This is a genomic window from Acinetobacter sp. BIGb0196 (assembly GCF_011759595.1).
GTDB lineage: Bacteria > Pseudomonadota > Gammaproteobacteria > Pseudomonadales > Moraxellaceae > Acinetobacter > Acinetobacter guillouiae.
This window is the reverse complement of sequence record NZ_JAAOZA010000002.1, coordinates 263,943-277,577: the sequence shown is the minus strand read 5'-3', so window position 1 is coordinate 277,577 and position 13,635 is coordinate 263,943. Positions and strand designations below refer to the sequence as shown.

The following is a 13,635-nucleotide window of genomic DNA, read 5'->3' as shown; positions in this document are numbered from 1 at the left end:
TTTGAGCTTGAAATGAATATCAATTCACTCTGGCTAAATAAAACTGATGATATAGCAATAAATCAGTCGAAATATGAACACATCATACTATAACTTAGCATATAACCAATGATCTTGAGCATGATCTTTTTTTAAACAAGACGTGTCTATTGATATTCCAACAAGCTTTGTAGATAAATAAAACATTAGAATTTAATATAACGCTATCGTGTTGGATAAAATACAAAACTTCTATGAATAATTTTTTATTTTTTAATAAAAAATATTTATCATTTAACAAAATTCACTAAATTTTATTTTATAAAAGGCTTCAAAAAGAAGCCCGTTCATTCATTTTTGCACAGATTATTTCTGTTTAATCAAATATAAGCCTGTACATTGTTTGCCTTCACGGTCTGTACAAAGCTCCGCTGTTTTGGCAGATATCCATTTTAAACTTAACCGTATATCAGTATTACTATAATCCACAGGCGCACCACCACAACCGGCTTTTTTGTTGTCTAGCTTAACTTTCATGGCTAAAACATCTAAAGCCTGAGCATTCTCATTTCTTAATATTGCAAAATCACCTGTCATCCGTTTTTGCTTTGTGGTGTAAGTAAATTGGTCTGGTTGAGTAAATTGATAGCTTTCGGTACATTGGGCCTTCGCATTGTACACAGTCCAAGTTCCCCAAAAATCATTGACCAAATTCACCTGAGTTTTATCAAAGGCCTGTGTTTGCATAGCAAACCCAAAACTAAGCAACGCTAATACTATCTTCTTCATCATTTTTATACTCAATACATTCAAATTAGATTTTAGAGCCAAGTTAAGTGAATAGTTTAATTCTTTTTAAAGCATCTCATTAAAAAATTTGATTAAAGGCTTTCTTTAAAAAGTGTGTTATTGATGCTCCTGATTAGTCAACTTGGCAATCGATCTCACCTGATCGTTTATGATTTATTTCAAAACAAATCATCATTGTAGAAGCAATAACTATGAATAATTTAAAAGGCCCGATGAAGTTCATCGGGCCTTTGCCTGCAAATAAGGCTCAACCTATTTGAGGTATAAGCAGCTTCTTTTAAGCTGAATGTATTTAATTATGCATTCAGTTTTACCAAGTGATGTTTACTCGGCGATTAGGCGCTAAACACTCGACCAATTGAATTTTTTTGTTCATTCCATTGCATTTCTGATACACGTCAGTTTTATTTTCTGCTGAAAATTGAATTTGATCAGCAGGAATTCCCTGTTGTTTCAACAAATTTACAACGGTATTGGCTCTCGCTGCTGATAAACGTTGGTTATACGGAAATGAACCTAAACGGTCAGTATAACCTGCAACAAAAATTTTACTGTTCCCATCAGTTTGCTTAATCTGATCGGCAATTTTGCTAATCACTTCAGGATTTTTTACCCCACTTTTATCTGAATGATCAAAATAGAATAAAACACTGGCTGATTGACCTGTAGAGGATAGAGCCGTTTGTTCTGTCGCGGATTGGTTATTGATGCCCCAAGCCATCAGACCTTGGCACTGTTCACCTTTCCAATATAGATTTTCTGAACGGTAGTGCTTATCAAAGTCTATGCGCAACTGGCAACGTTTATATTGATTTGAGCTCGGCTCTCGAACATCCAATACGTAGTTCCAAGTTTTAACAGCAAAAAGGCCTTCAGAAAATTGTGGATTCCCCAAAACATGGCGAATCTGATCTTTGCTTAAACCTTTATCTAAACGTGCCACGTCATCATATTCATAACGATTCACTTGCTTTAAATAACTGTCTTTCACTTCAGGAAAATGAATTTCTTGGGTATTTGATGTTTCAACTTCAGCAGCATGACTCAATGACATCACAAGACCACTGAATACACTGAACATAATTTTTTTGTTAAATGCTTTCATTTTTTCTCTCTTAAAAATTTGCGAAGAAAAAGGAAGACCGTTCGATCTTCCTCGTCTCGTGATTTAGTCAATTACACCACTGATACCAATACGAACACTTGGGTCGCCTTGAGATGCTGCCGCAACACCACCTGTAATCGACCAACGTCCATTGTCTGCAGTTTTACGTAAGGTCACACCTACCGCATTCTCACCACCATGGTATGCCGCACCTGCAGCATAGGTATACTTACCTGGAATATATGGTGCTGATTCAAGTGCCATTGCTGCTGCAATACCCGCATTGGCTTTTTTCTCAACATCATCAATCCGGTTATTGGTAATACGGAAAGCGTTGTCTAACTTGTTGCTGACATTGTCAATTTTACTATTCAATGCTTGATCCGCTTGGTTCAATGCATCGATTGCACCACCGACATTGTTATACTTAGAGTCACCTACATTGTAAGTAGGTGCAGTGAAGCTACCCGTAATATTGTCATAGCCTGCACCGCCACCAAGATAATTCACAACTGCTTGGTTGGTGGTATTCAATTGGCTACCGTTGACTGCATCTTTTGATGTCGCATTCACTGCACCATCTTTAACACCTGTCACAACACGGTTACCATCTTTACCCGCCACACTCACACTGGTACCACCAGTATCTTTCGCAACTGTAACTGTTGCATCCTTACCTGCTTGTTGAACTAAGCCGACACTACCATTGTTAATATCATTTTTGATATTGCTGATATCCGTTGAGTTTTGATCAACTTGTTGCTGAACATTCCACAATTGACCGCCATTTACAGCATCTTTAGAACCTTGGCTAACTGCACCATCTTTTACATTGCTAATGGTTGTGCCATTTGCACCACCACCAAGTGTGATCTTATCTTTTGATGCATCGTCATATTTAACAGCATTATTGGCTAGCTCATTGACATTGTTATTCACAGTGCCAATTGCGCTATCTAACTGCCCTTTATTAACTGCATCTGTAGCATTTACAGCATTTGCCACGTTGGTAATTGTTTTATTACCCGCGTTAATACCTGCCACCGTTACACTTGGCCCACCTGCAATAATAAGCCCAGTATTGCCTAAAGCTACATTTGATCCGACTGCTACACCACTATTATTAATAACAGTATCACCAGTAGTAAGAGAATTGACATTCAAGTTATCAGCAAGTTTGATTGCAACTTTTCCATTTTTCACTTCAGTAGAAATATTTTTATCATCACCGACAACATCAATAGACTCTCCAAGTTTTTTCTGAACAGTTTGTCCATCTTGGGCAGTTAATGCAAAACCTTTGTTAGTCACACTTCCAGTTGCATTACCAATCAATTGCTCAACTTGCCCAAGATTTGTCGCGTCTGTCTTTGTAACTGCATTTCCGACGTTATTAATCGTATTACCGCCCACATCGACTTTATCTGATGTGACTGTTACTGTTTTACCATTTGAACCCGTAATTGCTGTGCCATTTGCGCCATAAATGCTCGTATCACCTGCTGCATTTTCAACTTTAGTTCCAGTAGATGTCATTAATGACGTATTACCTGCACCATCTGTAGTTTGGACTGAAGTTAAACCTTTAAGGTCTTTGTTTAAGCTAAAGTCAATGGTATTACCATTTTTCACAACTGCTAGATTCGCTTCTGTATTAGCAGTACCAATATCTACAGTATCACCTGCTTTAATTGCAGCACCAGCTGCACCATTACTATTTAAAATCCAACCCGCATCTAATGCACTTAAAGCTGTACCAACATTTGTATAGTCTTGGCCGTTTATATTATATAGAGGGCCTGTTACTGTTCCATTAGAATTAAAAGTTGAACCTCCACCTAGAGCACTCAACATTGCAGCATAAGTCCCATACAACTGACTTCCATTTACAGCGTCTTTCGATGTTGCATTGACTTCTCCACCTTTTAAATTAGTTAGAACTGTCCCATTTGTTCCAGCTAAAGTAACACGATCTTTAATCGATGAATCATCATATTTCACTGCAGCATTGTCTGTAGCACCTTGTGATGCATTGAGACTATTAATCGCTTTGTTAATGCTGGTTTCTGTGTTACCACTACCATCTTTAACGGTTAATGCTGTGTTATCTACACCTGCAATGGTATTGCCTGAACCATCTTTAACTGAGATGCCATCTTTACCGATCACAGTAGAACCATTTGTACCATTGATTCCATCGTTCACTGTAATACCAGTTAAGTTGTTGAGGTTTTTATTTAACTCAATCGCAACTTGACCATTTGCAACCTTCGTAGTGATGTTGCTATCTGCACCCACTACTTCAACTGCTTCGCCTAAGTTCTTCTGTACTTTACCGCCATCTGCTGCTTGTAATGCAAAGCCTTTGCTCGTCGCTGCATTGGTTGCATCAACAACTGCATTGTTCAGATCACCTGCGTTAACAGCTTTGCTCGCATTAGCCTCTTTAGTGTAATCACCAGCACTCGCAACATTGTTTAAGCTTGTACCACCTATTGTGGTGATCTTGCCTGTCGTTGCATCTTTAGTACTACTTGAAGCACTACCTGCAAGGGTCACGCTGTCATAGTTTGCACTACCATCAGCATTCTTGTCGTACTTCACTGCAAACTTGTCAGTTTCACCTTGCGATGCATTGAGACTATTGATCGCTTTGTTAATGCTGGTTTCTGTGTTGCCACTACCATCTTTAACGGTTAATGCTGTGTTATCTACACCTGCAATAGTATTGCCTGAACCATCTTTAACTGAGATGCCATCTTTACCGATCACTGTAGAACCATTTGTACCATCGGTTCCATCGTGCACTGTAATACCAGTTAAGTTGTTGAGGTTTTTATTTAACTCAATCGCAACTTGACCATTTGCAACCTTCGTAGTGATGTTGCTATCTGCACCCACTACTTCAACTGCTTCGCCTAACTTTTTGTTAATCGTATTGCCATCTGCTGCTTTTAAGCCAAAGCCAGTATTGGTAAGACCTGTACTTAAGCTATCCAACTGACCTTTGTTCACTGCATCTGTTGCTGTCGTTGCATCTGCTACGTTTTCAACTTTGTTACCATTGGCATCTAAACCATTCACAGTCACTTTGCCTGCAAATACTGGTGCATCTGCCAATTGGATATCTAGCGTATTGCCAGTGATCACTGTCTTGATGTTGCTGTTCGAACCCGCGCCTGTTAAGCCACCAGTAATGTTCAGCGTTTCACCCAGTTTACGATCAACTGTACCGCTGTTACCCGTAAACGTTACCGGTTTGATCACTTCAGTGTTGAGGTTAGTTAATGCATCACCCACATTGTTCGCTGTGGTGGTCGTACCATCTGTTTTTGTAGTCACATAGCTTGGCGCACTGATCGCACCTGTCGTGTTGTCATAAGTTGACCCACCACCCAGGTTCGTCGCTGTGCTCGTACCCAAAGTATCTGTCTTTGTGCTTGACGCTGTCGTCGCTGCATCTAACTGACCTTTGTTCACTGCATCTGTTGCTGTCGTTGCATCTGCTACGTTTTCAACTTTGTTGCCATTGGCATCTAGACCATTCGCAGTCACTTTGCCTGCAAATACTGGTGCATCTGCCAATTGGATATCTAGCGTATTGCCAGTGATCACTGTCTTGATGTTGCTGTTCGAACCCGCGCCTGTTAAGCCACCAGTAATATTCAGCGTTTCACCCAGTTTACGATCAACTGTACCGCTGTTACCCGTAAACGTTACCGGTTTGATCACTTCAGTATTGAGGTTAGTTAATGCATCACCCACATTGTTCGCTGTGGTGGTCGTACCATCTGTTTTTGTAGTCACATAGCTTGGCGCACTGATCGCACCTGTCGTGTTGTCATAAGTTGACCCACCACCCAAGTTCGTCGCTGTGCTCGTACCCAAAGTATCTGTCTTTGTGCTTGACGCTGTCGTCGCTGCATCTAACTGACCTTTGTTCACTGCATCTGTTGCTGTCGTTGCATCTGCTACGTTTTCAACTTTATTGCCATTGGCATCTAAACCATTCGCAGTCACTTTGCCTGCAAATACTGGTGCATCTGCCAATTGGATATCTAGCGTATTGCCAGTGATCACTGTCTTGATGTTGCTGTTCGAACCCGCGCCTGTTAAGCCACCAGTAATGTTCAGCGTTTCACCCAGTTTACGATCAACTGTACCGCTGTTACCCGTAAACGTTACCGGTTTGATCACTTCAGTATTGAGGTTAGTTAATGCATCACCCACATTGTTCGCTGTGGTGGTCGTACCATCTGTTTTTGTAGTCACATAGCTTGGCGCACTGATCGCACCTGTCGTGTTGTCATAAGTTGACCCACCACCCAAGTTCGTCGCTGTGCTCGTACCCAAAGTATCTGTCTTTGTGCTTGACGCTGTCGTCGCTGCATCTAACTGACCTTTGTTCACTGCATCTGTTGCTGTCGTTGCATCTGCTACGTTTTCAACTTTATTGCCATTGGCATCTAAACCATTCGCAGTCACTTTGCCTGCAAATACTGGTGCATCTGCCAATTGGATATCTAGCGTATTGCCAGTGATCACTGTCTTGATGTTGCTGTTCGAACCCGCGCCTGTTAAGCCACCAGTAATGTTCAGCGTTTCACCCAGTTTACGATCAACTGTACCGCTGTTACCCGTAAACGTTACCGGTTTGATCACTTCAGTATTGAGGTTAGTTAATGCATCACCCACATTGTTCGCTGTGGTGGTCGTACCATCTGTTTTTGTAGTCACATAGCTTGGCGCACTGATCGCACCTGTCGTGTTGTCATAAGTTGACCCACCACCCAAGTTCGTCGCTGTGCTCGTACCCAAAGTATCTGTCTTTGTGCTTGATGCTGTCGTCGCTGCATCTAACTGACCTTTGTTCACTGCATCTGTTGCTGTCGTTGCATCTGCTACGTTTTCAACTTTATTGCCATTGGCATCTAAACCATTCGCAGTCACTTTGCCTGCAAATACTGGTGCATCTGCCAATTGGATATCTAGCGTATTGCCAGTGATCACTGTCTTGATGTTGCTGTTCGAACCCGCGCCTGTTAAGCCACCAGTAATGTTCAGCGTTTCACCCAGTTTACGATCAACTGTACCGCTGTTACCCGTAAACGTTACCGGTTTGATCACTTCAGTATTGAGGTTAGTTAATGCATCACCCACATTGTTCGCTGTGGTGGTCGTACCATCTGTTTTTGTAGTCACATAGCTTGGCGCACTGATCGCACCTGTCGTGTTGTCATAAGTTGACCCACCACCCAGGTTCGTCGCTGTGCTCGTACCCAAAGTATCTGTCTTTGTGCTTGACGCTGTCGTCGCTGCATCTAACTGACCTTTGTTCACTGCATCTGTTGCTGTCGTTGCATCTGCTACGTTTTCAACTTTGTTGCCATTGGCATCTAAACCATTCGCAGTCACTTTGCCTGCAAATACTGGTGCATCTGCCAATTGGATATCTAGCGTATTGCCAGTGATCACTGTCTTGATGTTGCTGTTCGAACCCGCGCCTGTTAAGCCACCAGTAATGTTCAGCGTTTCACCCAGTTTACGATCAACTGTACCGCTGTTACCCGTAAACGTTACCGGTTTGATCACTTCAGTATTGAGGTTAGTTAATGCATCACCCACATTGTTCGCTGTGGTGGTCGTACCATCTGTTTTTGTAGTCACATAGCTTGGCGCACTGATCGCACCTGTCGTGTTGTCATAAGTTGACCCACCACCCAAGTTCGTCGCTGTGCTCGTACCCAAAGTATCTGTCTTTGTGCTTGACGCTGTCGTCGCTGCATCTAACTGACCTTTGTTCACTGCATCTGTTGCTGTCGTTGCATCTGCTACGTTTTCAACTTTGTTGCCATTGGCATCTAGACCATTCGCAGTCACTTTGCCTGCAAATACTGGTGCATCTGCCAATTGGATATCTAGCGTATTGCCAGTGATCACTGTCTTGATGTTGCTGTTCGAACCCGCGCCTGTTAAGCCACCAGTAATGTTCAGCGTTTCACCCAGTTTACGATCAACTGTACCGCTGTTACCCGTAAACGTTACCGGTTTGATCACTTCAGTATTGAGGTTAGTTAATGCATCACCCACATTGTTCGCTGTGGTGGTCGTACCATCTGTTTTTGTAGTCACATAGCTTGGCGCACTGATCGCACCTGTCGTGTTGTCATAAGTTGACCCACCACCCAAGTTCGTCGCTGTGCTCGTACCCAAAGTATCTGTCTTTGTGCTTGACGCTGTCGTCGCTGCATCTAACTGACCTTTGTTCACTGCATCTGTTGCTGTCGTTGCATCTGCTACGTTTTCAACTTTGTTGCCATTGGCATCTAGACCATTCGCAGTCACTTTGCCTGCAAATACTGGTGCATCTGCCAATTGGATATCTAGCGTATTGCCAGTGATCACTGTCTTGATGTTGCTGTTCGAACCCGCGCCTGTTAAGCCACCAGTAATGTTCAGCGTTTCACCCAGTTTACGATCAACTGTACCGCTGTTACCCGTAAACGTTACCGGTTTGATCACTTCAGTATTGAGGTTAGTTAATGCATCACCCACATTGTTCGCTGTGGTGGTCGTACCATCTGTTTTTGTAGTCACATAGCTTGGCGCACTGATCGCACCTGTTGTGTTGTCATAAGTTGACCCACCACCCAAGTTCGTCGCTGTGCTCGTACCCAAAGTATCTGTCTTTGTGCTTGACGCTGTCGTCGCTGCATCTAACTGACCTTTGTTCACTGCATCTGTTGCTGTCGTTGCATCTGCTACGTTTTCAACTTTATTGCCATTGGCATCTAAACCATTCGCAGTCACTTTGCCTGCAAATACTGGTGCATCTGCCAATTGGATATCTAGCGTATTGCCAGTGATCACTGTCTTGATGTTGCTGTTCGAACCCGCGCCTGTTAAGCCACCAGTAATATTCAGCGTTTCACCCAGTTTACGATCAACTGTACCGCTGTTACCCGTAAACGTTACCGGTTTGATCACTTCAGTATTGAGGTTAGTTAATGCATCACCCACATTGTTCGCTGTGGTGGTCGTACCATCTGTTTTTGTAGTCACATAGCTTGGCGCACTGATCGCACCTGTCGTGTTGTCATAAGTTGACCCACCACCCAAGTTCGTCGCTGTGCTCGTACCCAAAGTATCTGTCTTTGTGCTTGATGCTGTCGTCGCTGCATCTAACTGACCTTTGTTCACTGCATCTGTTGCTGTCGTTGCATCTGCTACGTTTTCAACTTTATTGCCATTGGCATCTAAACCATTCGCAGTCACTTTGCCTGCAAATACTGGTGCATCTGCCAATTGGATATCTAGCGTATTGCCAGTGATCACTGTCTTGATGTTGCTGTTCGAACCCGCGCCTGTTAAGCCACCAGTAATGTTCAGCGTTTCACCCAGTTTACGATCAACTGTACCGCTGTTACCCGTAAACGTTACCGGTTTGATCACTTCAGTGTTGAGGTTAGTTAATGCATCACCCACATTGTTCGCTGTGGTGGTCGTACCATCTGTTTTTGTAGTCACATAGCTTGGCGCACTGATCGCACCTGTCGTGTTGTCATAAGTTGACCCACCACCCAGGTTCGTCGCTGTGCTCGTACCCAAAGTATCTGTCTTTGTGCTTGACGCTGTCGTCGCTGCATCTAACTGACCTTTGTTCACTGCATCTGTTGCTGTCGTTGCATCTGCTACGTTTTCAACTTTGTTGCCATTGGCATCTAGACCATTCGCAGTCACTTTGCCTGCAAATACTGGTGCATCTGCCAATTGGATATCTAGCGTATTGCCAGTGATCACTGTCTTGATGTTGCTGTTCGAACCCGCGCCTGTTAAGCCACCAGTAATGTTCAGCGTTTCACCCAGTTTACGATCAACTGTACCGCTGTTACCCGTAAACGTTACCGGTTTGATCACTTCAGTATTGAGGTTAGTTAATGCATCACCCACATTGTTCGCTGTGGTGGTCGTACCATCTGTTTTTGTAGTCACATAGCTTGGCGCACTGATCGCACCTGTTGTGTTGTCATAAGTTGACCCACCACCCAAGTTCGTCGCTGTGCTCGTACCCAAAGTATCTGTCTTTGTGCTTGATGCTGTCGTCGCTGCATCTAACTGACCTTTGTTCACTGCTTGATCATCAGTAGTTGCATCAGCAACATTACTGATATTCGTGTTAGCTGCATTAATACCAGTGCTTGTAACGCTTGGACCACCTGTAATCGTCAATCCACTATTATCTAACTTTGTATTGCCTGTCGTGACACTACCAGCTGCACCTAAGTCTAGGTTTGGATTTAACTTAACCTGGACGCCATCTGTAGTCGCAACTGTACTAATATTGGTGTCGCCAGTGATAGAAACCGTATCACCTAATTTCTTCGTAGCGCTGGTCGCTGCAGTATCACCTTTAAAGGTTAAACCGGTATTATCAACCGCTGTCTTCGCATCTACACCTTTCTGAATATCTGTTTTGGTGCTTGCTGCAAGGTCAACTTTATAGTCAGTAACATTGTTCGCATCTTTAGTTCCAGCAGTTACTGTTACAGCTGATGAACCTGCTGATGCGGTGGTACCATTGGCATTAACAGTATAAACATCTTGACCATTTGCACCAGTAGTTTTTGCTACTCCCGCTATATTGGTTCCACCTGCAACTTCAGTTTTTGATGCCGCAGCTTTAGAATCAACATAGGTTTTATTGGTCGCATCTGTACCAGCTGTTGGTGCATTGTTGACTGTTACTTTATCTGCTGTGACTTGAGCTGCAGTAATTCCTGCATTGTTAATAACAGTTGCACCTGTAGTAACACTGCCTGTTGTACCTAAGTCCAATGCATTCGATAACGCAACTTCCACTTTACCTGCATTTACTTTAGTCGTGATATTGCTGTTTGAACCTACAACTTCAACCGCTTCACCTAACTTCTTGTTAACAGTAGTGCCGTCCTGCGCTTTTAAACCAAAGCCCAAGTTCGTCAATGTTGAACCAGCATCATCTACATACTTTTTATTGGCTGCATCTGTATTATTTGTTGGCGCAGCAACATTTGTAATCGCTAACCCACCTGCATTAATACCTGTTGTTTTATTGATAACAACGCCGCCAACCGTAACTTGGTCAGCTGTTACACCTGCATTATTAATAGTGGTATTACCCGTTTTAACGCTACCTGTTGTACCTAAGTCTAAGTTTGGATTTAACTTAACTTGTACGCCATTCGCTGTCGCGACTGTACTAATATTAGTGTCACCAGTGATGGAAACCGTATCACCTAATTTCTTTGTAGCACTTGTCGCTGCGGTATCACCTTTAAAGGTTAAGCCAGTATTATCAACGGCCGTTTTAGCATCTACACCTTTTTGAATATCGGTTTTGGTGCTTGCTGCAAGATCTACTTTATAGTCAGTAACATTATTTGCATCTTTAGTTCCCGCAGTTACTGTGACTGCCGATGAGCCTGCTGATGCGGTAGTACCATTAGCATTAACGGTATAAACATCTTGGCCATTTGCACCTGTAGTTTTTGCGACACCTGCTATATTGGTTCCACCAGCAACTTCAGTTTTTGATGCCGCAGCTTTAGAGTCAACATAGGTTTTATTGGTCGCATCTGTGCCAACTGTTGGTGCATTGTTAACTGTAACACTTGTAAACGTAGGTGTTGCACTTGTAGCAACTGAATAAGTTATTGAACCATCCGCTGCTGTTGTAGGAGTAACGACTATATTGCTACCACTTATTACTGTTCTTTTTGATGCTTTAATCGCATCATCAATAGTCGTTTTACCCGTTCCACCAATATTAGTAGGTGCTGTGTACGTATTCGTTACAGGATCATAAGCAGCATTTCCACCTAGAACATTTTTCAGATTTGTATGTGTATCATCATATGCTTTATCTAATTGTGCGACTGTAACTGCATCAGATGCAGCAGAACCATCAGCCACATTCTGAATACGACGGTTGCCTGTTACAGTTCCATTACCAACAGATACCGCTCCAACAGTAGGAGCAGCTTGTGATGTTAAAAATCCTGTTCCAGTAATAGCTGTCGTTGTAGAGCCATTACCCAAAGCAACACTATTATCAATACTAGCTATAGCAGAAGTACCGAGTGCAGTCGAGTTAGCTCCTGTGGCTTGAGCACCATTCCCCAATGCTGTACTATTTGTGTTATTTGCAGTTGCAGCATTACCAAGTGCGGTCGAATTAGCTCCTGTGGCTTGAGCACCTGGACCCACACCTACAGCAAAAGAACCTGCTTGGGTATTTCTTCCCATAGCCACACCACCAACTGCAACACCACTATTTGCAGTTACTGTTGCTCCTCCACCGATCGCAATTGCATAATTATTACCACCCGCATTAGAATTATCACCAATTGCGATTTGTGCGAATGTAGTTGTTTTTGCACCATTACCTAAAGCAATCTGCCCTCCAGTTCCTGCTGGATTGCTACTAGCAATATTACTATTACTCGCATTTGTACCAATCGCAATATTATTCAGAGATTCAGTACCAACAGCGCCTGTAAAAGCATTTTTACCAATCGCAATTGTCCCAGTATTAGTTGCCCTAGATTGGCCACCAATCGCAATACTATCCGTACCGGTCGACTGTGCGCCTCTAATCGTATTACCACCAATAGCAACCGAACCACTGCCAGAAGCCGTAACTGCATTTGCAATTGGTAAAACATTTCCAGAAGCAGACCCAGTAGCTGTTCCACCTAATGCTACAGCATTTTGTCCTGTTGACTGACTGCCTTCACCAAGTGCAGTACTACCAACACCAGTCGCTCGACTCTCAACCCCTAAAGCCGTACCAAAAGCATTGGCTTGACTATTATGACCCACAGCTGTACCAGCAACACCCGTAACTTCTGCAAACGCACCATATGCGGTTACAGCCATGAGATTATTACCTTTAGCATTACAACCCGCAACAGTTGAGTACGTACCAGAGCCATCCGTTGCCTGCCCACCGGTCGTTCCTGGATTTATAGTCCCGACCGTATTATTAGAACCCGTTACACAATTCCCATCCGTATTTATAAAATTCGCAGATGCGTCGGATGAAAAAGTGATCATCAAACTAACTGTTGCTGCACCAATAATCCCAGTTACTTTTGAAGACTTGGTTTTCCCTTTTGCCAATTCAGAAACTGCAACCCACGCAGACAATGTCGCATTCCAAATCACTTTGTAGATCTTATTCATATTACTTTTCCTTTTGGGGATGCATTACAGCAGCTGGTCCCGCCCCGACAATGCATATAAAATGTACAATTTTTTTTATTTAACAATTTACATACATTTAAATCAATAGAAAAAATGAGATATATTTCACTTTTTTTATTTTTTTAAACAACCAGTCTAAACTTTTACAAAAAAACAAAAAAATCTATACATTTATTTATTTTTAACTATACAAATCAATAGTTTATTTTATTACAAAAAAAAATTAAGATTTATTAAATACATATTGTTCTTAAATTGAGCATGTGACAAAATTTGTCACATTTATCAAAATAATGTGAGACTTGGTTTACATTTGACATATTGTTAAATTTCGATTAACTGCCTATGCTTATTCAGTTAACAATTTTTTATTGCGAAATAGGTCACAATAACTCCAATTTCAATTTCTAAACCATCTGTTTATTTAGATTAAGTTAAAAATAAGATCTATTTCTATCAATTTAAAGTGAAAAATTTTATTTTAAAAAGTGATATTT

General features: G+C 42.2%; 3 protein-coding genes. All 3 read right to left on the bottom strand.

Annotation, left to right across the window (positions count from 1 at the left end; translation table 11 throughout):
• Positions 1 to 345: 345 nt before the first annotated feature.
• The 3 genes from FHR28_RS13985 to FHR28_RS13975 all read right to left on the bottom strand — a co-directional run bounded on the left by FHR28_RS13985 (position 346) and on the right by FHR28_RS13975 (position 13,117).
• Positions 346 to 771 carry a hypothetical protein gene (locus FHR28_RS13985; RefSeq protein WP_166782901.1) on the bottom strand — a complete coding sequence of 142 codons (426 nt, stop codon included), beginning with the start codon at positions 769 to 771 and terminating at the stop codon, positions 346 to 348.
• 328 nt (positions 772 to 1,099) lie between these two features.
• Complete coding sequence (gene tpgA / locus FHR28_RS13980; RefSeq protein ID WP_105713947.1) at positions 1,100 to 1,894, bottom strand: trimeric autotransporter adhesin/peptidogylcan-associated protein TpgA; 795 nt, start codon at positions 1,892 to 1,894, stop codon at positions 1,100 to 1,102.
• A 63-nt stretch (positions 1,895 to 1,957) separates the two neighbouring features.
• Complete coding sequence (locus FHR28_RS13975) at positions 1,958 to 13,117, bottom strand: ESPR-type extended signal peptide-containing protein (protein WP_166782900.1); 11,160 nt, start codon at positions 13,115 to 13,117, stop codon at positions 1,958 to 1,960.
• Positions 13,118 to 13,635 lie beyond the last annotated feature (518 nt).

Excerpts from the sequence above, each read along its gene's own strand:
- tpgA (WP_105713947.1), bottom strand. The coding sequence starts at position 1,894 with ATGAAAGCATTTAACAAAAAAATTATGTTCAGTGTATTCAGTGGTCTT.
- FHR28_RS13985 (WP_166782901.1), bottom strand. The coding sequence starts at position 771 with ATGATGAAGAAGATAGTATTAGCGTTGCTTAGTTTTGGGTTTGCTATG.
- FHR28_RS13975 (WP_166782900.1), bottom strand. The coding sequence starts at position 13,117 with ATGAATAAGATCTACAAAGTGATTTGGAATGCGACATTGTCTGCGTGG.